The organism is Burkholderia sp. S-53, from assembly GCF_025560745.1.
In the GTDB taxonomy this organism is placed as follows: Bacteria; Pseudomonadota; Gammaproteobacteria; order Burkholderiales; family Burkholderiaceae; genus Burkholderia; species Burkholderia pyrrocinia.
On sequence record NZ_CP090484.1, the window covers coordinates 736,760 to 757,515 of the forward strand.

The following is a 20,756-nucleotide window of genomic DNA, read 5'->3' on the forward strand; positions in this document are numbered from 1 at the left end:
ATGCGTGATGCATGGGGCATGCCGGCCGCGACACGAGCGTGCGCGGCCGGCGTTTCGACAGCGTAGCGCCGTTCACGCTTGCGTGCGAGTAGCGCCGAGGCTGCGGCGGCGCAGTTCCTCGGTCGTTTCGCCCTGGTTGCCCGGACGCCAGCCCGGCGGCAGCATCACGAAGCGGATCGCGGTCCACACGTCGCGGGCCGTCGCGACGTCGCGGGCGAGGCTCGCCCAGTGCTCGAGCTCGACGACGAACGGATTGCGCGAGCGGGTCGGCGTGACGAGGCCGTAGCGGCACGGTTCGTCGGCACGCTCGGCGACGTAGGTGCCGAACAGCCGGTCGAACACGATCAGCACGCCGCCGTAGTTCGCATCGAGGTAGTCGAGATTCGACGCATGGTGCACGCGATGCGCGGACGGCGTGTTGAACACGTATTCGAGCCAGCCGAGTTTCGGCATCCACGTGTTGTGCAGCCAGAACTGGTACATCAGGTTGAACGACAGGATCGCGAGCACGGCTTCCGGACGCACGCCGAGCCACACGAGCGGTGTGAAGAACATCGCGGCGCCGGCGATCTTGCCGGTCCAGCCGAGACGGAATGCGGACGACAGCGTCAGCTGGTTCGGCGAATGGTGCACCGCGTGGGTCGACCAGAAGAACCGCACGCGGTGCGACGCGCGGTGATACCAGTAGTAGCAGAACTCCTGGCCGATGAACACGAGCAGCGCGAGCGCGACGCTGTGGAGCGGGATCGTGAAGAGCCGGTGCGCCCACGCGAAGTCGAACACCGGCGTGGCGAGCGACAACGGCACCAGCGCGAGCAGCTTGCGGCCCGCGAGATCGGCGAGCGACAGCCAGACCTCGTTCCAGTCGAACGGTTCGGGCTGGCGGCTGCGGCGCCAGGTGAGCACGGCCGCCTCGACGAGCGAAACGGCGACGATGAAGAGCGTGACGAAGTACGCGAGCTTTCCGGTGGTCGTGAGCATGATGGGTCTTTCCTTCGGTTGAGTCGGACGCGTCATGTGCGGCACGTGCCGCCGTCGCGTCGAATGGAACGCACTGTAGTGGGCGCGGAACGGAAAAACCACGCGGGAAATGTGTCGCCGTATGTCGCGGTGAAATGCGTTCATGCGGCGGGTGGCGGTTGCGGGCGCTTGTGGACTGGAGGTTCGCCGGTTGATGGCCCGGCGTGCACATGTCGCGCGCGAAATATGTCGCCGTATGTCGTGGCGGGGCCGGTCGACCGTGCCCACTACATGTGTCGACGGATGCGGATGCGCGACACACGAACACGGCGGTTTCCGATCGCTGGGCCATTCATCGGACGGTACGTCGCTACGACTGCATGTCGAGGTGGAGCGTGCTCCGGTCGTACGTGCCGTGCTATCCGCGTTGGATGCACACGGCGCAACGCAGCGCACGCACGATTCGGTCGGCAAATATGTCGCCGCATGTCACCGCGACACCGGTTCGGATTGCGCAGGACGCGCGTCGATCGATACCGTCGCATGCCCCCCCTCACGCGACTGCATCGCCGTCGGCCTTGCGTGGTGCGGCACGCCGACGATCGGCGCTTCCGCTGCACGCATTCGTCGTACCGAAAACAGGTGCGTCACATGTAACACCGCGACATCTTTTATGACGCGACTGGCACGCGTCGCCGTCCTAAAGTTCGTCCCGTCGCCACGCCACTGCGTGCACCGCAACGAACCGCAAGGACACCCGATGAAAACCCGCTTCCTTCTCACCGCCGCCGCACTCGTCACGCTCGCCAGCGCACCGGCCTTCGCCGGCTGGTCCGGCCACGGCACCGCCTACACGCCGCGCGGCACCTACAGCGGCGCACACGCCGGCTCATGCGGCGGCGGCAGCTGCTCGCATGCGGGCGGCGTGATCGGCCCCGCCGGCGGCATCGCGACCAATACCGGCACCGTCACGCGCACCGCGCCGGGCCAGTTTGCGAACAGCGGCACCGCCGTCGGCCCGAACGGGCGCTCGGTCGAGCACAGCGGCGACACGAGCTGCGCGGACGGCACCTGCTCGCATACCGGCTCGCTGACGGGATCGGACGGCCGCAGCGCATCGACGGCGGGCAGCGTGACGCGCAACGGCCCGGGCCAGTACTCGTCGAGCGGCACGATCACGGGATCGGGCGGCAACACTGCCAGCCACACCGCGTCGACGAACTGCGCGGGCTCGACCTGCTCGCGCTCGGGCACCGTGACGGGCACGGACGGCGGGAGCGTCACGCATGCCGGCAGCGCGACGCGCGTGGCGCCGGGCGTCGTGACGACGTCGGGCGGCTCGACGATCGTGCATGGCGGCACGGTTTCGACCGGCGGCACGACGGTGATCCATGGCAGCACGGCCGCAGGCGGCACGGTTGTCGTTGCGGGGGGGACAGTGCCCGTCGCGCCGCCGCCGGCCGCAGTGGTTGTGGCGGCTCCGCCGCCGCCGACCACCACGGTCGCTGTCGCAGCGCCGGCACCGGCTGCCGTCGTCGTCGCACCGCCGCCGCCCGCACCGGCCGTCGTCGTCGTCACCCCTGCGCCCCCAAAAACCGTCGTCGTCACGCCGCCGCCGAAAGTCGTGCGTGTTGCGCCGCCGAAGGCCGTCGTGATCGCGCCCGCCCCCGCGCCGCGCATCGTCTATGTCGCACCGCCGCCGCCGAAGGTCCTGTACCTCGCGCCGCCGCTGCCGCGATCGGTGTACGTCGCGCCGCGCGCCGTATATGTCGCTCATCCGCCGCGCGCCGTCGTCTGGGTGCCCGGCCACTGGGCCGGCCGCGTCTGGGTGCCCGCGCACTGGGCGTAACCCGGTATCTGCCTGAATCCGTTCATCGCCCCGTTTCGTTTTCCATCCGTTTCAGTTTCATCAACCACCCGGCCGGCGCAGACCGTCGGCCACGCAAGGAGAAACCCAATGAAGTCCATCAAGAAGATGATTGCCGTCGTCGTTTTGTGTATCGTCTCAGCAGCAGCGTCGGCTCAGCAGGTGCCGCCGGGCGCGGCGAACGGCGGTGCACGCGTCGAACATGCGCTCATGCAGTTGCAGACCCGCTTCGCCACCGCGAACACGACGCACGACGGCAAGCTCACCCGCGAGCAGGCCGCCGCGGGCATGCCGATGGTTGCGCAGCATTTCGACGAGATCGACGCGCAGCACAACGGCTACGTCACGCTCGCGCAGATCGCCAGTTTCATGCGCCAGCGCATGGCGGCCCGCTGACCCCGGACGCAAGTCCGGCCGCGCGGAACGCACCGGGAGGCAACCGATGGAACAGTCCTGCAGGATCGTCGTGCTCGACGACGAAGCCGAGTTGCGCAACATGCTGCAGCGCTTCCTGACCGGCCACGGCTTCCAGGTCCGCGCGGTCGCCGACGGCAAGCGGCTCGACCGCCTGCTGCAGCGCGAACCGTACGACCTGCTGGTGCTCGATCTGATGATGGAGCCCGAAGACGGCCTGAGCGTGTGCCGGCGCCTGCGCGCGGAAGGCCAGACGCTGCCGATCCTGATGCTCACCGCGAAAGGCGATGCGGCGGACAAGGTCGTCGGCCTCGAGACCGGCGCCGACGATTACCTGGCGAAGCCGTTTCTCCCCGACGAACTCGTGGCCCGCGTCCGCGCGCTGCTGCGGCGGCAGAAGATGGCGGCCGGCGAGCCGACGGTGACGTCGCAACGATTGCGCTTCGGCGCGTTCACGTTCGACGTCGGCCAGCAGACGCTGATGCGCGACGGCGTGCCCGTCGAGATCCATTCGGCGCAGATGCTGCTGTTGCATGCGCTCGGCTCGTCGCCGAACCGCGCGGTGAGCCGCGAGAACCTGCTCGCCCGCGCGCGCGGCCGCGACCACGCCGCGCTCGACCGCAGCGTCGACGTGCAGATCCTGCGGCTGCGCCAGATCGTCGAGGACGATCCCGGCAAACCGCGCTTCATCAAGACGGTCTGGGGCATCGGCTACATGCTGGTGGCCGGCGTCGAGCCGTGATGCGATTCCCTCTGCCGCGCTCGCTGCTCGCGCGCAACATCGCGCTGCTGGTCGCGCTCGTCGCGCTGTCGCTGTCCTGTTCGCTTGGCGTGCTGCTGCACTCCGTGCAGCGCCCGCGCATCGAGCGTGCCTCGATCATCTTCTCCGACTACGTGCAATTGCTCGACCGCACGCTGGCCGGCCTGCCGGCCGACACGGGCCGCACGATGGTCGCGCAGCTCGGCGGCCAGGCATCGCCGCCGCCCGCCGCGCCGCCGCATGCGCCGAGCCTGACAGCCTTCTTCCGCACCTGGCAGCGCGACGTGTTCATGCAGGCGCTCGAACGCCATCTGCCGCCCGACCTCCCGGCGCGCTGGCAATCGGGCGACGACGAACGCCTGTGGATCCGGCTGCATGCCGCCGGCTCGCCGGTCTGGGTGCCGCTGCCGATGGCCGCCGACGCGCAGGCGAGCGGCATTACGACGGCGCTCGTGCTGTCGGTCGGGCTGGCGTTGCTCGCGGCGCTGACCGGCTACCTGATCCAGCTCCACCTGAACCGGCCGCTCGATGCGCTGGCGCGCGCGGCACAGCGCGTCAGCGCGGGCGAGCGCCCGCCGCCGCTGCCAACTGACGGCCCGACCGAAATCGCCGACGTGAGCCGCGCGTTCAACCGGATGGCCGACGCGCTGCAGCAGGCGGAAGCCACCCGCTCGCTGATGCTGGCCGGCGTGTCGCACGACATCCGCACGCCGCTCACCAAGCTGCGCCTTGCGATCGCGATGGCACTGCCGCGCGGCACGCACGACGCGCTCACCGCATCGGCCGAGCACTACCTGGACCAGATCGACACGATCCTGCAGCAATTCGTGGACTACGCGGGCAGCGGCGAACGCGAAACGCCGCAAACCGGCGACCTGAATGCGCTGATCGGCCAGCTCGTCGCGGATTTTGCGGGGCTCGGCCACGAATTCGAGTTCGACGAAGGGGATGTGCCCGCGTTCGCGTTCCGACCGATCAGCCTGATGCGGCTGCTGATGAACCTGATGCAGAACGCGGTCGTCTACGGTCGTACGGGCCTCGGCGTGCGCACGTGGAGCGAACGCGGGATCGCGTACGCGGTAGTCAGCGATCGCGGCAACGGCATCGGCGCGGCGGAACTCGAACGGCTCAAGGCGCCGTTCAGCCGCGGCGCGAACGCACGCAGCCACGCCGGCGGCACCGGCCTCGGCCTCGCGATCGTCGAGCGGATCGCCCGCCTGCACGGCGGGTCGCTGACGTTCCGCGACCGCGATGGCGGCGGGCTGGAGGCCGTCGTCACGCTGCCGCTCGATTCGTCCGGGCCGGCGCGGCCTTCGCTGTCGGCTTGAGGGCTTGAGGGCTTGAGGGCTTGAGGGCTTGAGGGCTTGAGGGCTTGAGGGCTTGAGGGCTTGAGGACTTGAGGCTTAACGCTTGAGGCTCGACGCTTGAGGGCCCGATGGCCCGACTGCTTCGCTGGTTTTCTGCTTGACTGCTTGATGGCCGCACGCGCCGGCGCGTGGCATGCGCCGACATAATTCCTGCGTGGCGTACCTCGCTTCCTCTCCGCATACTTGCGCCTGCGTGTTGCGCAACGGCAAGAAACCGCTCTCCCGGCCGCGTCCACGCCCCGCTTCCGATCGTTCGCGTTCCTGAATGCCGCGACAGTATCGGCAACTTCATCCAGGCAACGGAGATCGACTTGTTCACTTCCCTTCATGCACTTACCACCCACGCCAAACATCTGACCAGTGCCGCGCTGATCGCCGGCGCGCTCGCGATGACCGGCTGCGCATCGAACGCGACCACGTCCACGACCTCGGCGCCCGCAGCACGCACGCTGCCGCAGGTTCATGCGGACGTCGTCTATGTGTCCATGTTCGACGTGGCCGCGACCGACGTGAAGGTCGACGGCGGGATGATCAACAAGCTCGCGACGCTCGCGAGCGGCTCGTCCGCCGACGTGCAGCGCGAGCAGAGCGCGCTGAAGACCCGCGCGCAACTCGCCGACGCGCTCGTGCGCGAACTCCGGTCACAAGGCATGCCCGCGCTGCGCGCCGACGGCCCGGTGCCGAACGACCGCGACGCGCTGGTCGTCCAGGGCCGGTTCGAGACGATCGACGCCGGCAACCGCCGCCGCCGCATCCTGATCGGGCTCGGCGCGGGCAAGAGCGAAGTGGGCGCATCGGTGACCGTACTGTTCCGGCCGGCCCACGGCATACCGCAGCCGCTCGCCACGTTCTCCGTCAGCGCGAACAGCGGCCACCTGCCCGGCATGGTGGAAACCGCCGGGGTCGGCGCGGCGGCCGGCCGCCTCGCGACGTCGGCGGCGGTCGGCGCCGGCCTGCACGGCGTGTCGGAGGCGAAGCACGACACGGTGGCGTCCGATACCGAACGGCTCGCGCGCTCGATCGCAAAGCAGCTTGCTGCGCAGAACACCGCGAATGCCTGGTTGCCGATGGCGTCGGCTTCGGCTTCGGCTTCGGCTTCGGCAAGCTGACACGCCGCGGCTGCCCATGCGCGGCAGTCAGGCGCACATGCGGGCGGCCGGGCATAATGCGCGAGGCCGTCCCGGCGCACACCGCGACCGTGCCGGGCTACCCGACGCCCACGCCGATCCCGTATCGAATCCTGAACCTCAACCCGTCATTCCCATGCAAGTACTCGTCGTTGGAACCGGCAAGCTGGCCAATGAGCTGCTCGGCTCGCACAAGCTCGACCCGGCAACCTGTCGCGTGATGTCGTGGTCGGACAGCGCACCAACCGACGCCCGACGTAGCGACGCCCGATCGATCGTCGTGCATGCCGGTTCCGGCCGCGAACTCCCCGCCGTAATCGCGTTCTGCGAGGCCACTGCGTCGCCGCTCGTCGAACTGTCCACCGGCTCCGACCTCGAAACCGGATCGCACGGCTTTCCGGTCGTGCTCTGTCCGAACACGAACATCCTGATGCTGAAGTTCATGAGCATGCTGGAAACCAGCGGCCACCTGTTTCGTGACTGCGAAATCAGCCTGACGGAGTCGCATCAGGCAGGCAAGACGTCCGTCCCCGGCACGGCCGTCGGCATCGGCCAGTCGCTCGGCGTACGGCCGGAAGACATCCGCTCCGTGCGCGACCCGGACGTGCAGCGCAGCGAATTCGCGATCCCCGACGATCAGCTCGGCCGCCATGCGGTTCACCGGATACGCATCGACGACGGCGCGTGCTGCCTGCAGTTCGAATCGCGCGTGTACGGCGCGACGCCCTATGCGGATGGCGTGTCGCGCATCGTCGAGGCCGTCCGGCAGCACGATCTCGAGAACCGCCGCTACTCGATCGTCGAGTTCATCCGCAACGGCTGGCTGTAGTCGCGGCGACGCGCGGCGGGCCTGCGACAGCGCCGCCGCGGGAACCTGCCGGCCGCGATCGCGCCGCAGCCACATCTGACACAGGTTCGACGCCCACGTCACACGTCTCCCAGCACCGCCCCGCTTTCCGGCAAGGTCGCGCCGCCGTCGACGACGATCGTCTGCCCCGTGATGTACGCAGCGTCGGCCGATGCGAGAAACAGCATCGCGTTCGCGATGTCCTCCGGCTCGCCCATCCGCGCGAGCGGAATGTCGCGGGCAATCTGCGCCGCGACCGCCGCGTCGCCGAGATTGCCGGCCGCCGGCGTGCGTATCATCCCCGGCTCGACGCCGTTGACCGTCACGTTGCGGCGCGCCAGCTCCAGCGCCGCCGCGCGAATGAAGCCGTTCACGCCGGCCTTCGACGCCGCGTAGTGCGCGAGGCCCGGATACACGACACGCGGCCCCGTCACCGACGACGTGACGAGCAGCCGCCCGGCTCCCGCGCGCTCGAATGCGGGCAACGCGGCCTGCGCGAGCCAGAACAGCGCCGACAGGTTGACCGACAGCGTCCGTTGGAGCGTCGGCTCGTCGATCTGCGCGAACGGTGTCAGCGGAAAATACGCGGCATTGTGGACGACGACATCGAGCCGGCCGCCGTCGCGCTCGACCGCCGCGACCAGCGCGAGCAGTTCGTCGCGGCTGCCGGCATCCACCCGATACGCACGCGCCTCGCCGCCCGCGCTGGCGAGCGCATCGGCCTGCGCGGCGGCGGCCTCGCCGTTCAGATCGGCGAGCGCGACGAACGCGTCGGATTCCGAGAAACGGCGCGCGATCGCCGCACCGATCCCTTGCGCGGCGCCCGTGACGAGCACGACGCGCCCGCTGAAATCCGCACGCAGCCGGCCACTGCCCGGCACCGCATTCATCGCAGTGCCTCTCCGCCGAGCGGATACACGGTTTCGTTCAGCACCTGCGCATGAGCGCCGATCTGGAAATTCGACAGCGTGCCGAAATCGCCGTCCTGGTAACCAAAGATCTTGCCGTCGGTCTTGCGTTGCGCGAGATCGATCAGCACGACGCCGAGCGTCGGCACCACCTTTTCACGCCACACGAACAGATACAGCTCGTCTGCAATCCTGAAGTAATGGCAGCGGTCCACGTCGGCCAGCCCGCCTTCGACGCCCTGCAGGCACTGCCACGCGTAGAAGTTCTCGTTCAGGTAGATGTGCTCGTAGCATTCGGTCGGGCTGTAGCGGTACATCGTCCGCTTGCCGATCAGCTCGCGCGTCGGCGCGTGCAGCGGCCCCGGCTGTGCGTGACCGCCGAGCGTGCCGTGCCGGAACGTCGCATCGACGGCCGTCAGCGGCAGCCCGTGCGCGACGCGCGTGAACGCGTCGATGCGCGTGTCGGCTTCGGTCGGCAGCGTGCCGACGACCGACGTCCATACGCCGTTGTCGAGATCGATCACGAGACTGACCGACGTCGCGCGGACGGTCGTGTCGATGTAGTCGACGAAGTACAGCCCGTCGCGCAGCCGCGTCACGCGGCACGGCTCGCGGCCGCCCGTGTCGGTCGCCGCATCGCGCCACTGCAGCGCGCCCGGCTCGAACGTATAGACGCGCCACGCGCCCGATGCATCGCCGAGCACCAGCGTACGCCCGGCGAGCGCGTCGACGGGTGCAAGGATGTTCGCTTCCGGCGCGAAGCCGTCCGCGAGCGCGCCAACCTGAATGAATACCGGATCCTGTCGTTCCACCTGCCGTCTCCCGCGCAGCTTCAGGCCCCGCGGGCCGTGTACGCTGCTCATGTGCACATGGTGCGGGCTGCGCGCGCCGCGCGGTATCGGCCAAAAGGATGAAGGGCGCGCGGCGCCGGAACGCGCTAAAGTGCACGTCATCCGCGCCGCGCCCGGCGCGAGGAGCGCACATGCACCGTGTCACCCACTACCGACGGACCGGCGAAGGCATCGAGGCGATCAGCCTCGAATCCGACCGCGCGTTTCCGCGCCACGCGCACGACGAATTCGGGGTCGGCGTGATCGTCAGCGGTGCGCACCGGTCGTGGAGCGGCCGCGGGCAGGTCGACGCGCTGGCCGGCGACGCGATCATGGTCAACCCGGGCGAAATGCACGACGGCTCGCCGATCGATGCCGGCACGGGCCGGCGCTGGCGGATGCTGTACCTCGCGCCCGCGCTGGTCGCGGGCGTCGCGGCGGAAGAAGGCCTCGGCGGCGTCGAGCTTGCGCATCCGGCGGTGCGCGATGTGCGGCTTGCCGCCGCCGTCGGCCGGTTGCATGCGCGCATCGTCGCCGGAGAAACCCAGCCGCTTGCCGGCGACGAGGCGCTCGTGATGCTCGTGGCGGGCTTGCTCGCCCGGCACGCGAACCGCGCGCTGCCGGCGGCGGGCGTCGCACCGGCGATCCGTGTCGCGCGCGAACGGCTCGACGCGGCGCCAGCCGCGCCGGTTTCGCTCGCCGAACTGGCCGACCTGAGCGGCGTGAGCCGGTTCCAGTTGTTGCGCGGATTTGCACGCGAACTCGGCATCACGCCGCACGCGTACCTGATCCAGTCGCGCGCGCGGTTGGCGCGCGCACTGCTCGCCGGCGGCCTGCCGATCGCGGATGCCGCCGCAGAAGCCGGTTTCGCCGACCAGAGCCACCTGACACGCGCATTCGCGCGCCAGTTCGGGATCACGCCAGGGCGGTTTACGCAGGCCGGTTGACGCCGGTGGCGTCCTCGCGCAACGCGATCGAGGGCGGGTCCCGCGTCGATGGCGATGGCTGACGCTGCTGCGGCCGCAGCTACGGCTACGGCTACGGCTTCGGCTACGGCTTCGGCTTCGGCTTCGGCTTCCGCCAACACTCACGCACGCTCGCAAGGCGGCCCCACGCACCGCCCTCTTCCCCCACGCGCCCGCTGCAATTTCGTTCAAGACGCACACCGCCGCCGTACGCGACGATGCGGCGCATGAAGACACGACTGATTGGCTATCTCTATCTGGCCGCCGCGATGGCGGGCGTCGGCAGCACCGTCATCGCGAGCCGTCTCGCGGCCGGCGGCCTGCCGCCGTTCGCGGCTACCGCGCTGCGCTTCCTGATCGCGACACCGCTGCTGTTCGCGCTGATGCGCGCGCAGCGCATGCGCTGGCCGCGCATTGCCGCGCGCGACGCCGTGCTGCTGGTCATCCAGGCCGCGGCGGGCGGCGTCGGCTATACGGTGCTGCTGATCAGCGGCACGAAGCTGTCGTCGCCGCTCGATGCGGGCGTGATGCTCGGCACGCTGCCGGCGATGTCGACGCTGATCGCGGCCGTCGTGCTGCGCGAGCGGCAGACGCCGCGCGACTGGCTGGCCGCCGCGCTCGCCACGGCAGGCGTCCTGTTCGTCACGTTCGCGCCCGGCCGGACGATGCCGTCGCTCCAGACGCTTGCCGGCGATGCGCTGGTGCTGGCTGCCGTCGCGTGCGAAGCCGTCTTCATCCTGCTCAACCGGCGCCTTGCCACGCCGTTGCCGCCGCTTGCGCTGTCCACCGCGATGTCGGGTCTCGGCTTCGTGCTCGCCCTCGTGCCGGCCGTGTTCGAATGGCGCGCGGTGGCGACCGGCTGGACCGTCGGCGCCGTGTCGGCGATCGCCTACTACGCGCTGGTGCCGACCGTGCTCGGCTACCTGTGCTGGTATGCGGGCTCCGCGCGCACGAGCGGCACCGAGGCCGCGCTGTTCACGGCGGTCGCGCCGGTCTCGGCCGTGCTGTTCGCGATCGCGCTGTTCGGCGAAACACTGACCGGCACGCGTATCGCCGGCATCGCGCTCGTCGTCGCGGGCATGCTCGTCGGCGCGACGCGGCGGCGCGAACCGCCCGCGCAACTGCGCGATGCGCGGCCGGTACCGCCCGCCGGTGCCGAGCCGTCGGCGCACATCGCCGCCGACTGATCCGAGCCCGCGTCGCACATGTTGTTGCAAAAACGCGGAGCGCTCGTTCCGAGCGCACGGCCGGCCGCTCCCTGCTCCTGCGTTCACGCACCGCCGACAGTTGTAGGAATGTGTCCGCGCGCCGCAAAACCGTTGCGCACCACCGTGCGAGATGCAATATTCCCGTGGCCGGACCCTTCGACAACCAACAACACTCCGCCACGCAATGAACAGGAAGGAAGCCAAAACAAGAATCGCGGTGCTGCTGTCCGCGGGAACGAGGAAGGCCGACGTGCTGGCCGAGCTGTCCGGGCAGGGGCTCAAGGATCGCGTGATCGCAAGCCTGATCGCGTCGCGGCCCGATCCGGAACGCTGTCGCAAGAACAAGGTGCATACCTGGATCCTGATCGCGCTCGGCACCCTCCAGCTGGCGATCAGCCTCATGCTCGCGTATTACTTCTCCGCCGCCGCCGGCGACCTTGGCGCGTCGGGCGCGCTCGGCAACGGCCTCGTCGTGGTGTTCCTCGCGCTGACCGTGCCGCTGTCGCTGCTGTTCATCTGGGGCTTCGCGACGCATCGCGTCGGCGCGTACCACGCGTTCATCCTGCTGTCGCTGCTGCAGTTGCCGAAGACCGTCGCCGAGCTCGGACGCGATCCGTCGACCGCGCTGCCGGGCCTCGCGGTCACGCTGGTGCTGGTGGGCTACGTCTGGTTCGTGCGCAACCGGATGTTCCCCGACTACGGCTGGTTCACGCCGCGCAAGGTCGAAGGCCGCTACGCGTTCGTGGAACACGCCTGACGCCGCAAACGTCAACACGACGTCGCCCCAAAAAAAGGCGCCGGGCCGCTCCGCAATCGCGGAACGGCCCGGCGCCTCCTGCATTCCGGAACCGGTCGCCTTACTTGGCCTTTTCGGCCGTATCGCTGATCGCCTGGCCGCCCTTCGAAATATCCTGGCCCATGCCGGCGACCGTATTGCAACCGGCGAGCGCGGCGGTCACAACCAGCAGCATTGCAGCAATCGTACGCGTCATTCTCGATCTCCTTCGAATCAACAAGCCCGACCGGGCGAATCGTTTGCGGCTTGGCGTCCTGCCGATGCAGGGCGCGGGGCCTGACCTGATTATACGGAGACGGACGCCGCGCGCCAGTGCGAGCCCGTCGAGTGTCACACGCGCCGCACGGCCCGTTCGCACAGATTTTCCTTGACTTCACTGCGCCACGAACTAATATACGCACCGCGTATATTTTCCGTCAGGAGCCGCCGATGACCGTTCCCCAGCAAGCCTTCCTCCGCGACGCGATGCGCCGCCTCAACATGACCCGCGAAGCGTTCGCCAATCGCATCGGCGTCAGCCGGCGCGCACTGGATACGTGGCTACTGCCCGACGATTCGCAGGAATCGCGCGGGATGCCCGAGATCGTCGAGCGCTTCGTATCGGAAATCGTCGAGCGTTCGGCACCGGAAGGCGGAGGCTATACGCAAAGCGTAGACAACCAGGGGCTCGCGAAGCAGTTCCTGTTCGAAGGCAAGCCGCAGCTGCTGTCGGTCGACCAGTTCTCGCGGGAGTCGGTCGAAGCGCTGTTCCGCGTGGCCGACGTGATGCAGCCGATCGCGCGGCGCCACAAGATTTCGCGCGTGCTGGAAGGCGCCGTGCTCGGCAACCTGTTCTTCGAGGCCAGCACGCGCACGCGCGTGTCGTTCGGCGCGGCGTTCTGCCGGCTCGGCGGCTCGGTGTGCGACACGACGGGCTTCACGTTCTCGTCGATGGCCAAGGGCGAATCGATCTACGACACGAGCCGCGTGATGGCCGGCTACGTCGACGCGCTCGTGATCCGCCACCCGGAGAAAGGCTCGGTGGCCGAGTTCGCGCGTGCGACCAACCTGCCCGTGATCAATGGCGGCGACGGCCCCGGCGAGCACCCGAGCCAGGCGCTGCTCGATCTCTATACGATCCAGCGCGAGTTCTCGCGGCTCGGCAAGATCGTCGACGGCGCGCACATCGCGCTGGTCGGCGATCTCAAGTACGGCCGCACCGTGCACTCGCTCGTCAAGCTGCTCGCGCTGTACCGCGGGCTCAAGTTCACGCTCGTGTCGCCGCCGATGCTCGAGATGCCGGCCTACATCATCGACCAGATCTCGACGAACGGCCATGTGATCGAGCAGACGACCGACCTCGCGGCCGGGCTGCGCGGCGCGGACGTCGTCTACGCGACGCGGATCCAGAAGGAGCGCTTCACTGACGAATCGTTCGAAGGTTACACGCCGGATTTCCAGATCAACCAGGCGCTCGTCGACTCGGTCTGCAAACCCGACACGCTGATCATGCATCCGCTGCCGCGCGACAGCCGGCCGGGCGCGAACGACCTGTCGGTCGACCTGAACCGCGACCCGCGCCTCGCGATCTTCCGGCAGACCGACAACGGCATTCCGGTGCGGATGGCGATCTTCGCGGTGCTGCTCGGCGTCGAAAACCTCGTGCAGCATTCGATGCGCGACGCGACGTGGCGCCCGCCCGCATACCTCGGGCCGGAGGACGCGGTGTTTCACGGGGTCGATTGAGCCGCACCGGAGATCTCGCGCTCGCCTGCCATCGTTTCATGGGCCGGGCGCGCATGCCTGACGCAGAACGCGCCGTGTTGCACGGCGCGTTTTCAATTTCGGCGCTGTTTATGGACGCCGGCAACCGGGCGCTACCGCGCCCACGGATCGATCACGCGAAGCCCCACCGCCTCGAACGGCGCGACGTCGCGCGTGGCCACGATCAGGCCGTTCGCGTCGGCCGTGGCGGCGATAAAACCATCGACAGGCGCGATCGCATTACCTGCGACACGGGCCCGCGCCCGAACGCTCGCATACGCTTTGCTCGCCGCATCGTCGAACGGCAGGATCCGACCTCGAAACAATGGCACGACACGCTGTTCGATGCTTCGATGCAGCCACTCGCGCCTGCGCCCTTCCGGCATTACAGCCACGCCGAATCGTATCTCCGCGAGACTGATCGCGGCAAGAAACAGCGTCTCGACGTTCTGGGCATCGAGCCACTCGATCACGGCTGCGCTCGGCTCGCGTCGCAGCGGTTCGGAAATGACATTCGTATCAACAAGGATCATTCGAAGCTCATCGGATCGGTTGACGTCTTGTCGCGCTGGACGTCGAAATCGACTCCCCCAGCCTCCCGCCCGATTTCCGCCAGCAACGTTCCCAGCTTGAGCCGCCCGCCTGGCAGGACGGCCTGCTCGAGAATGTCACGCACCTCGGCTTCGGTGCTGCGCCCGTGCTGGGCCGCGCGAATACGAAGTGCGCGATGCACTTCATCGGGCAAATTTCGAACGGTGATCACCGGCATGATGCGCCTCACTATATTTGCTTTCAATGCAGTCATATTAGCACCTTGCTGTCATACCGAGTAAATCACGACACAGCCACTCTACCCGGCCCGACAAGCCCGTCACATCTGGCCATTTGGCCAATCTTCCCCGCCCAACCACCCCGTAACATTCGTCAACAATCTCCCTACAAACGCGAACACGAACGCTTCTCATTCAACAAGAAATTACATAGAATGCCGGCTGAAAACAAATCGTAATAATTCCCGGCGGTGTGCACTTTTCCGTAGCACCCAGCCTCCGGGGCCACATCGCGAGGTCGAAGCGCACCATGAAGTCCCGTTCCGACGAGCTGAAGCTCGGCAAATTCACCACCCTGTGCAGCGTGCTCGCCGCGAGCCCTGCATTCGCCGACGGCACGCCGCCGCCGCCCCCGTCCAGCACCGAAGGCCATCTCGCGCCGATCGAGGTCCAGGGCAAGACCGAGCACAGCTACAAGGCCGACTTTTCCGCTTCCGCGAAATTCACCGCGCCGCTCGTCGACACGCCGAAATCCGTCACCGTGATCCCGCAGGAACTGATCCGGAACAGCGGCGCGTCGACGCTGACCGAAGCGCTGCGCACCGTGCCCGGCATCACGTTCGGCGCCGGCGAAGGCGGCAACCCGCTCGGCGACCGTCCGTTCATCCGCGGCTACGACACGCAGGGCAGCATGTTCGTCGACGGCATGCGCGACACGGGCGCCACGACACGCGAGATCTTCAACACCGAACGCGTCGAGATCACCAAGGGTTCCGACGGCGCATACGGCGGCCGCGGCGGCGCCGGCGGCAGCATCAACCTGATCACCAAAGCCCCGCACCTCGGCACGACGGCCAGCGCGAGCGCCGGCCTCGGCACCGACCGCTATCGCCGCTTCACGGCCGACGGCAACTGGCAGTTCGCCGATCACGCCGCGTTCCGCCTGAACCTGATGAGCCACAACAACGACGTCGCCGGCCGCGACGCCGTCAACAACGAGCGCTGGGGCGTCGCGCCGTCGATCGCGTTCGGCCTCGGCACGCCGACGCGCGTGACCGCGAGCTACTACCACCTGTCGACCGACGACATGCCCGACGGCGGCATCCCGTACTTCTACACGACGTCGAACAAGCCCGCGAACGTCGGCACGATCTATCCGGCGCCCGTCGATCGCCACAACTTCTACGGCCTGATCGACCGCGACTTCCGCAAGACCACGTCGGACATCAGCACGATCAAGATCGAGCACGACATCACGTCGTCGCTGACAATCCGCAACACAACGCGTTACACGGAATCGACGCAGGACTACATCTGGACGCAGCCTGACGACAGCCAGGGCAACGTGGTGAACGGCAAGGTCTGGCGCCGCAACAACAACCGCAACAGCTCGATCAACAGCCTCGCGAACCTGACCGAGCTGTTCGGCGAATTCCGTACGGGCCCGTTCAAGCACAGCCTCACGACCGGCATCGAGCTGACGCGCGAATGGGGCAAGCGCGATTCGTACAACGTCGCAACGGATAACGGAAAGGTCTGCCAGAAAGGCATCGGCGCGGCGTCGGGCTACAACTGCACGAGCCTGTGGTCGCCGAACCCGAACGATCCGTGGGCCGGCTCGATCACGCGCAACAACGACTACGCGCATGCGCGCACCACGACGAAATCGATCTACGGCTTCGACACGATCGAGATCACGCCGCGCTGGCAGGTCAATGCCGGCGTGCGCGTCGACGACTACTCGACCCGCTTCACCGACACCAAGGCCAACGGCGGTAAAACCTATACGCGCGACGACACGCTCGTGAACTGGCAAGCCGGCCTCGTGTTCAAGCCCGCGCAGAACGGCAGCATCTACGCGTCGTATGCGACGTCGTCGACGCCGGCCGGCATGCTGCTCGGCGAAGGCAGCGAAACGCAGTCGCTCACGCCGGGCCGCGGCGGCGTCGGTCCGAACGCCGATCAGATGGCGCCCGAGAAGAACCGCAGCATCGAGCTCGGCACGAAGTGGAACGTGCTGAACGACAAGCTGTCGCTCACCGCTGCACTGTTCCAGATCGACACGACGAACGCGCGCGTGACGCTGCCGAACAACCAGTACGCGATGGTCGGCAACAAGCGCGTGCAAGGTCTCGAACTTGGCGTCGCGGGCCAGATCACGAAGCAGTGGCAGGTGTTCGGCGGCTACACGTACATGAAGAGCGCGCTGCGCGACAACGGCAAGGACGCGGCGAACAACGGCAACCGCTTCCCGAACACCCCGAAGCACAGCCTCACGATGTGGTCGAACTACGACGTGACGCCGAAGTTCACGGTCGGCGGCGGCGCGTTCTACATGTCGGAAGTATTCGGCGATCCCGCGAACCTGCGCGCCGTGCCGTCGTACTGGCGTTTCGATGCAATGGCGCAGTACCGGATCAACAAGAAGCTCGACCTGCAGCTGAACGTGAACAACCTGTTCAACCGCACGTACTTCGATCAGGCGTATCCGGCGCACTATGCGTCGATCGCACCGGGCCGCTCGGCGTTCGTCACGCTGAACGCGCGCTACTGATCGATGGAGGCCGTGTCGCTGAAGGCGCTCGCGTCGGTATCGCCGCGCGAGTTCGCCGACATCCTGGCCGGGCCGCCCGAGCGCGCCGCCGCGTGGGTCGCGGCGGCGGCCGACAACGGCATCGTCGACGCGCAGGCCGTCTACGGGCAGTACCTGCTCGACGGGCACGGCGTCGCGCGCGATCCGGCCGCTGCGTTCAACTGGTTCCGGCACGCCGCGCGGGCCGGCCATCCGATGGCGATGAACATGCTCGGCCGCTGCTACGAATTCGGCTGGGGCACGGCCGCGTGCGCGCCGGTCGCCGTGTACTGGTACCGGCTCGCCGCGCAGGCGGGGCTCGACTGGGGCATGTACAACTACGCGACGGCGCTCGCGCTCGGCAACGGCGTCGACGAGAACCGCGCCGACGCGCTCGACTGGTTCCGCCGCGCGGCCGCGCTCGGCCATGCGAAATCGATCAACCTGATCGGCGGCTTCTACGAAGACGGCTGGGTCGTGTCCGTCGACACCGACGCCGCGTTCGACCACTATCGCCGCGCGGCCGTTGCCGGCGACTTCCGCGGCCAGTTCAACTTTGCGCGGCTGCTCGCCGAGCGCGGGCGCATCGACGACGCGCTCGTCTGGCTCGCACGCGTGCCGGCCACCGCAACGCCAGCGTTTATCGCGAAGATGCGCGCGTATCTCGCGTCGTCGCCGCTCGACGCGTTTCGCTCGGCGGCGATGCAACTGGCGCCGCACGCAATGGAATCCGCATCATGATGCTTCATATCCCCGGCGTATTGACCAAGGAGCAGGTCGCGCAATGCCGCGACCTGCTCGACGCAGCCGAATGGATCGACGGCAACGCGACGTCCGGCGCGCAGTCGGCGCTTGCCAAACGCAACCGGCAATTGCCGGAGGGCTCGCCGACTGCGCGCGCGGTCGGCGACGCGATCCAGGATGCGCTCGCGCGCCATCCGCTGTTCTTTTCGGCGGCGCTGCCGCTCAAGGTGTTTCCGCCGCTGTTCAACCGCTATGAAGGCGGCGAGACGTTCGGCACGCACGTCGACAATGCGATCCGGCTGCTGCGCGGCACGGATTTCCGCGTGCGCAGCGATCTGTCGGCGACGCTGTTTCTCGCAGAACCCGATGCGTACGACGGCGGTGAGCTATGTGTCGAGGATACGTACGGCGTGCATCGCGCCAAGCTGCCGGCGGGCGATCTCGTGCTGTATCCCGCGTCGAGCCTGCATCAGGTGACGCCCGTTACGCGCGGCGAGCGCGTCGCGTCGTTCTTCTGGATCCAGAGCATGGTGCGCGACGATGGCGACCGCACGCTGCTGTTTCAGCTCGATACGCAGATTCAGCAGCTCTCTGCGGACAAAGGTGCGCGCGACCCGGGCGTGATCGCGCTCACCGGGATCTATCACAACCTGCTGAGGCGGTGGGCCGATACCTGAGCTATGTGGGGGGCCCCGCCACGTCCTGAAACGCGTGCCCCCTTCCGGCCACCGCCCGTCCACCGTCCAGCGCAGCCGCCTTATGCCCGCTGCAGGATATCGATCGCCTTGTCTGCGTCGTCCACCGTATCGACCGCGAAATAAGCAATGAACTGGGAACCCAGCACGGCGGCCGAGACGCCACGGAGATTGATCGCGCCGTCCGCGAGCATCTGGGTCAGTTGCCCGATGATGCCCATTTGATCCAGACCCATTACGCGGACGGAGTGAACGCTTGGGGTAACGCTGAACCCCACCTGCGTGGCCGCGCGAATCACCGCGTCGCCCTGCAGTGGCGCGACAAACACGACGCCCTTGCCCGGCGCCTCCGATGTGCGGCGTGCGACGATGAACTGCAAGTCTGCGCCGGCAGTCCGCAGCGCGCCCAATACTGTCGCGAGGCCGCCCGGCTTGTCGTCGATGGTCGCCGCCCAGACATCGACACGTTCTACGCTCAGTTCCATGGCAGTCCCTCCCGCCTGAGAACCCCGATAGAAAAAATCTAGATCACAGCAAGCACGCGAGCAAGGCGGACAGCGTCTTCCGGCCCCCGGGCATCGACGCACCCTGCCGCGTTTTGCATGCATCTGGCGACGCGTGACCTTCGCGACTTGCCTCGCTCCGCCGCACTGCCATAAAATGACCATCGTCACATGACCAGGTCCATATCATGATGCCGCACGCTCCCGTTTCGAAATCCGAGTTCAAGGCTCGCGCACTCGAATACTTCCGGCTCGTCGAGTCGTCAGGCGAAAGCCTGATCGTCACCGATCACGGCAAGCCGACGCTCGAGATTCGGCCGTATCACGCACGCGAAGCTCAGCCGTTGGACATATTGCGCGGCTCGGTCATGCGCTACGACAATCCTCTCGATCCGATTGCGGAAGATGATTGGGAGGCGTCGCGGTGATCGTGCTGGATACGCATGCATTGGTGTGGTGGGTGGCGGGCGATCCTTCGCTCAGCAAGAAAGCGCGAACCGCGATCGACCGCGCGCGGGGCGAAGGCGCGCTCGCCGCATCCGCGATCTCGGCGTGGGAGATTGCGATGCTGGTGCGCAACGATCGCCTCGCGCTGTCGATGGATGTCGACGCATGGCTCGCCACGGTCGCGCAGATCGACGGCATGCGCTTCGTGCCCGTCGACGCCGACATCGCCGCGAAATCCACCGCGCTGCCCGGCACGTTCCACAAGGATCCGGCCGACCGCATGATCGTCGCCACCGCGCGGCGGCTCGGCGCGCCGCTCGTCACCCGCGACGAAAAAATCCGCGCTTACGCGCACGTGAAGACGCTCTGGTAAGCGTCGCCCGCCAGCCAGCCAAACCGCAACGCATCCTCCGCGTGACTCTGGCATATTGGCGATTCGTCTGACCAAAACGACCAGGATCGGCCACCCGCGACGGAGCACACATCGCGGGCGGCCCGCTCGCGGCCCGCAACCGTCATCGCGCCACCCCGCTCACCATCGTGATACCGCTCTCCGATCCCGTTGTCCGGTCAATCGCCCTGATGGAGTCGCACGAAGGGTTCGTCGATCTCGCCACGTTCGATGAACGCATCGCCGTCGACCTCTCGCGCAGCGTCGTTTCGAACCCGAGCCCGCATTTCCTGAAGGTCCGCAGCGGTGTCGCCGAACGGCTGGTTGCCGCCGCGCACGCACTCCCCGACGGCCTGCGCCTTTACGTCAAGGAAGGCTATCGTCCGCTCGCGCTTCAGCGCGAATACTTCTCCGGCCATCTCGCGCAATTGCGTGCGACGCTGAATCCGCTGCCGTCCGACGACGCGCTGTACGAACTCGCGAGCCACTACGTCGCGCCACCCGAAGTCGCGGGTCATCCGACCGGCGCTGCCGTCGACCTGACGTTGATGTCCGCCGATGGCGCCGAGCTCGACATGGGCTGCATACTCGACGCCACCGACCAGGAATCGTCCGGCGCGTGCTACACGCATAACGCATTCATCAGCCGTACGGCCGCGCGCAACCGCCACGTGCTGATCGCCGCGCTGACCGGCGCAGGCTTCACGAATTACCCGTCCGAATGGTGGCATTGGTCGTTCGGCGACCGCTATTGGGCCGTCATGCAGCGTGAATCGCACGCGATTTACGGCCCCGTCGACGAAAACATGCTCGACGAAGGTGCGTGATGACGGTCTTTCCGA

General features: G+C 67.8%; 23 protein-coding genes. 16 read left to right on the forward strand and 7 right to left on the reverse strand.

Annotated elements, in window-relative coordinates; all coding sequences use genetic code 11:
* Positions 1-72: 72 nt before the first annotated feature.
* A complete protein-coding gene (locus LXM88_RS25515; RefSeq protein ID WP_262545334.1) occupies positions 73-981 on the reverse strand; it encodes a sterol desaturase family protein in 909 nt (302 codons plus the stop codon).
* Between the two features lie 739 nt (positions 982-1,720).
* Between LXM88_RS25515 and LXM88_RS25520 the strand changes: the two genes are divergently transcribed.
* From LXM88_RS25520 to LXM88_RS25545, 6 genes are all read left to right on the forward strand, one after another.
* The gene (locus tag LXM88_RS25520; protein WP_262545335.1) at positions 1,721-2,809 is read left to right on the forward strand and encodes a hypothetical protein; all 1,089 of its coding nucleotides are present in this window, start codon (positions 1,721-1,723) and stop codon (positions 2,807-2,809) included.
* Positions 2,810-2,917: 108 nt separating this feature from the next.
* Positions 2,918-3,223 (forward strand): hypothetical protein, encoded by a 306-nt coding sequence (locus LXM88_RS25525; RefSeq protein ID WP_096473869.1) that lies wholly within the window; start codon positions 2,918-2,920, stop codon positions 3,221-3,223.
* Positions 3,224-3,269: 46 nt separating this feature from the next.
* Positions 3,270-3,983, forward strand: a complete 714-nt coding sequence (locus LXM88_RS25530; protein ID WP_096473868.1) for a response regulator — start codon at positions 3,270-3,272, stop codon at positions 3,981-3,983.
* Positions 3,983-5,329: an ATP-binding protein gene (locus LXM88_RS25535; RefSeq protein WP_262545336.1), complete on the forward strand. Its 1,347-nt coding sequence runs from the start codon at positions 3,983-3,985 to the stop codon at positions 5,327-5,329. The genes LXM88_RS25530 and LXM88_RS25535 overlap by 1 nt, the downstream gene beginning before the upstream one ends.
* Positions 5,330-5,679: 350 nt before the next feature.
* Positions 5,680-6,477, forward strand: coding sequence for a DUF4410 domain-containing protein (locus LXM88_RS25540; RefSeq protein WP_262545337.1), 798 nt, complete (start codon positions 5,680-5,682; stop codon positions 6,475-6,477).
* A gap of 154 nt (positions 6,478-6,631) precedes the next feature.
* Entirely contained in the window at positions 6,632-7,324 is a 693-nt protein-coding gene (locus tag LXM88_RS25545; RefSeq protein WP_262545338.1) for a dihydrodipicolinate reductase C-terminal domain-containing protein, read from the forward strand.
* A 98-nt stretch (positions 7,325-7,422) separates the two neighbouring features.
* On the opposite strand, the gene LXM88_RS25550 is transcribed toward LXM88_RS25545, so the two are convergent.
* Entirely contained in the window at positions 7,423-8,232 is an 810-nt protein-coding gene (locus tag LXM88_RS25550) for an SDR family oxidoreductase (RefSeq protein WP_262545339.1), read from the reverse strand.
* A complete protein-coding gene (locus LXM88_RS25555) occupies positions 8,229-9,062 on the reverse strand; it encodes a molybdenum cofactor biosynthesis F family protein (protein ID WP_262545340.1) in 834 nt (277 codons plus the stop codon). The genes LXM88_RS25550 and LXM88_RS25555 overlap by 4 nt, the downstream gene beginning before the upstream one ends.
* Before the next feature lie 170 nt (positions 9,063-9,232).
* On the opposite strand from LXM88_RS25555, the gene LXM88_RS25560 reads away from it, so the two are divergent.
* The 3 genes from LXM88_RS25560 to LXM88_RS25570 all read left to right on the forward strand — a co-directional run bounded on the left by LXM88_RS25560 (position 9,233) and on the right by LXM88_RS25570 (position 12,010).
* Complete coding sequence (locus tag LXM88_RS25560) at positions 9,233-10,027, forward strand: AraC family transcriptional regulator (RefSeq protein WP_262545341.1); 795 nt, start codon at positions 9,233-9,235, stop codon at positions 10,025-10,027.
* Positions 10,028-10,272: 245 nt separating this feature from the next.
* Positions 10,273-11,232 carry a DMT family transporter gene (locus LXM88_RS25565; RefSeq protein WP_262545342.1) on the forward strand — a complete coding sequence of 320 codons (960 nt, stop codon included), beginning with the start codon at positions 10,273-10,275 and terminating at the stop codon, positions 11,230-11,232.
* 205 nt (positions 11,233-11,437) lie between these two features.
* On the forward strand, positions 11,438-12,010 hold the full coding sequence (locus tag LXM88_RS25570; RefSeq protein ID WP_262545343.1) for a permease: 573 nt from the start codon (positions 11,438-11,440) through the stop codon (positions 12,008-12,010).
* A 100-nt stretch (positions 12,011-12,110) separates the two neighbouring features.
* Here the strand turns inward: LXM88_RS25570 and LXM88_RS25575 are convergent, their stop codons facing one another.
* A complete protein-coding gene (locus LXM88_RS25575; RefSeq protein ID WP_009688930.1) occupies positions 12,111-12,245 on the reverse strand; it encodes an entericidin A/B family lipoprotein in 135 nt (44 codons plus the stop codon).
* A 233-nt stretch (positions 12,246-12,478) separates the two neighbouring features.
* Here LXM88_RS25575 and LXM88_RS25580 point away from each other — a divergent pair, with 233 nt between their 5' ends.
* Positions 12,479-13,774, forward strand: coding sequence for an aspartate carbamoyltransferase (locus LXM88_RS25580; RefSeq protein WP_262545348.1), 1,296 nt, complete (start codon positions 12,479-12,481; stop codon positions 13,772-13,774).
* Between the two features lie 131 nt (positions 13,775-13,905).
* Here LXM88_RS25580 and LXM88_RS25585 read toward each other — a convergent pair whose 3' ends face one another.
* Both LXM88_RS25585 and LXM88_RS25590 read right to left on the reverse strand, forming a co-directional pair.
* Entirely contained in the window at positions 13,906-14,325 is a 420-nt protein-coding gene (locus LXM88_RS25585) for a type II toxin-antitoxin system VapC family toxin (RefSeq protein ID WP_262545349.1), read from the reverse strand.
* Positions 14,322-14,561 (reverse strand): FitA-like ribbon-helix-helix domain-containing protein, encoded by a 240-nt coding sequence (locus tag LXM88_RS25590; RefSeq protein WP_034180974.1) that lies wholly within the window; start codon positions 14,559-14,561, stop codon positions 14,322-14,324. The genes LXM88_RS25585 and LXM88_RS25590 overlap by 4 nt, the downstream gene beginning before the upstream one ends.
* 311 nt (positions 14,562-14,872) lie before the next feature.
* On the opposite strand from LXM88_RS25590, the gene LXM88_RS25595 reads away from it, so the two are divergent.
* Genes LXM88_RS25595 through LXM88_RS25605 form a run of 3 tightly spaced genes read left to right on the forward strand, consistent with a single transcriptional unit; the run spans position 14,873 to position 18,555 of the window.
* A complete protein-coding gene (locus tag LXM88_RS25595) occupies positions 14,873-17,116 on the forward strand; it encodes a TonB-dependent receptor (protein WP_262545350.1) in 2,244 nt (747 codons plus the stop codon).
* 3 nt (positions 17,117-17,119) lie between these two features.
* Positions 17,120-17,875, forward strand: coding sequence for a tetratricopeptide repeat protein (locus LXM88_RS25600; protein WP_262545351.1), 756 nt, complete (start codon positions 17,120-17,122; stop codon positions 17,873-17,875).
* A complete protein-coding gene (locus LXM88_RS25605) occupies positions 17,872-18,555 on the forward strand; it encodes a Fe2+-dependent dioxygenase (protein ID WP_262545352.1) in 684 nt (227 codons plus the stop codon). Before LXM88_RS25600 ends, LXM88_RS25605 begins: the two co-directional genes overlap by 4 nt.
* 80 nt (positions 18,556-18,635) lie before the next feature.
* Here LXM88_RS25605 and LXM88_RS25610 read toward each other — a convergent pair whose 3' ends face one another.
* Positions 18,636-19,058: an amino acid-binding protein gene (locus tag LXM88_RS25610; RefSeq protein WP_262545353.1), complete on the reverse strand. Its 423-nt coding sequence runs from the start codon at positions 19,056-19,058 to the stop codon at positions 18,636-18,638.
* Positions 19,059-19,264: 206 nt separating this feature from the next.
* Between LXM88_RS25610 and LXM88_RS25615 the strand changes: the two genes are divergently transcribed.
* The 3 genes from LXM88_RS25615 to LXM88_RS25625 all read left to right on the forward strand — a co-directional run bounded on the left by LXM88_RS25615 (position 19,265) and on the right by LXM88_RS25625 (position 20,741).
* Positions 19,265-19,504 (forward strand): type II toxin-antitoxin system Phd/YefM family antitoxin, encoded by a 240-nt coding sequence (locus LXM88_RS25615; protein ID WP_048245635.1) that lies wholly within the window; start codon positions 19,265-19,267, stop codon positions 19,502-19,504.
* Entirely contained in the window at positions 19,501-19,896 is a 396-nt protein-coding gene (locus LXM88_RS25620) for a type II toxin-antitoxin system VapC family toxin (RefSeq protein ID WP_262545354.1), read from the forward strand. Before LXM88_RS25615 ends, LXM88_RS25620 begins: the two co-directional genes overlap by 4 nt.
* Positions 19,897-20,105: 209 nt before the next feature.
* Positions 20,106-20,741 (forward strand): M15 family metallopeptidase, encoded by a 636-nt coding sequence (locus tag LXM88_RS25625; RefSeq protein WP_262545355.1) that lies wholly within the window; start codon positions 20,106-20,108, stop codon positions 20,739-20,741.
* Positions 20,742-20,756 lie beyond the last annotated feature (15 nt).

Bases quoted from the DNA above. Each gene is read 5' to 3' on its own strand.
- LXM88_RS25515 (WP_262545334.1), bottom strand. From the start codon at position 981: ATGCTCACGACCACCGGAAAGCTCGCGTACTTCGTCACGCTCTTCATC.
- LXM88_RS25520 (WP_262545335.1), top strand. From the start codon at position 1,721: ATGAAAACCCGCTTCCTTCTCACCGCCGCCGCACTCGTCACGCTCGCC.
- LXM88_RS25525 (WP_096473869.1), top strand. From the start codon at position 2,918: ATGAAGTCCATCAAGAAGATGATTGCCGTCGTCGTTTTGTGTATCGTC.
- LXM88_RS25530 (WP_096473868.1), top strand. From the start codon at position 3,270: ATGGAACAGTCCTGCAGGATCGTCGTGCTCGACGACGAAGCCGAGTTG.
- LXM88_RS25535 (WP_262545336.1), top strand. From the start codon at position 3,983: ATGCGATTCCCTCTGCCGCGCTCGCTGCTCGCGCGCAACATCGCGCTG.
- LXM88_RS25545 (WP_262545338.1), top strand. From the start codon at position 6,632: ATGCAAGTACTCGTCGTTGGAACCGGCAAGCTGGCCAATGAGCTGCTC.
- LXM88_RS25550 (WP_262545339.1), bottom strand. From the start codon at position 8,232: ATGAATGCGGTGCCGGGCAGTGGCCGGCTGCGTGCGGATTTCAGCGGG.
- LXM88_RS25560 (WP_262545341.1), top strand. From the start codon at position 9,233: ATGCACCGTGTCACCCACTACCGACGGACCGGCGAAGGCATCGAGGCG.
- LXM88_RS25565 (WP_262545342.1), top strand. From the start codon at position 10,273: ATGAAGACACGACTGATTGGCTATCTCTATCTGGCCGCCGCGATGGCG.
- LXM88_RS25570 (WP_262545343.1), top strand. From the start codon at position 11,438: ATGAACAGGAAGGAAGCCAAAACAAGAATCGCGGTGCTGCTGTCCGCG.
- LXM88_RS25575 (WP_009688930.1), bottom strand. From the start codon at position 12,245: ATGACGCGTACGATTGCTGCAATGCTGCTGGTTGTGACCGCCGCGCTC.
- LXM88_RS25580 (WP_262545348.1), top strand. From the start codon at position 12,479: ATGACCGTTCCCCAGCAAGCCTTCCTCCGCGACGCGATGCGCCGCCTC.
- LXM88_RS25585 (WP_262545349.1), bottom strand. From the start codon at position 14,325: ATGATCCTTGTTGATACGAATGTCATTTCCGAACCGCTGCGACGCGAG.
- LXM88_RS25590 (WP_034180974.1), bottom strand. From the start codon at position 14,561: ATGCCGGTGATCACCGTTCGAAATTTGCCCGATGAAGTGCATCGCGCA.
- LXM88_RS25595 (WP_262545350.1), top strand. From the start codon at position 14,873: ATGAAGTCCCGTTCCGACGAGCTGAAGCTCGGCAAATTCACCACCCTG.
- LXM88_RS25600 (WP_262545351.1), top strand. From the start codon at position 17,120: ATGGAGGCCGTGTCGCTGAAGGCGCTCGCGTCGGTATCGCCGCGCGAG.
- LXM88_RS25605 (WP_262545352.1), top strand. From the start codon at position 17,872: ATGATGCTTCATATCCCCGGCGTATTGACCAAGGAGCAGGTCGCGCAA.
- LXM88_RS25610 (WP_262545353.1), bottom strand. From the start codon at position 19,058: ATGGAACTGAGCGTAGAACGTGTCGATGTCTGGGCGGCGACCATCGAC.
- LXM88_RS25615 (WP_048245635.1), top strand. From the start codon at position 19,265: ATGATGCCGCACGCTCCCGTTTCGAAATCCGAGTTCAAGGCTCGCGCA.
- LXM88_RS25625 (WP_262545355.1), top strand. From the start codon at position 20,106: ATGGAGTCGCACGAAGGGTTCGTCGATCTCGCCACGTTCGATGAACGC.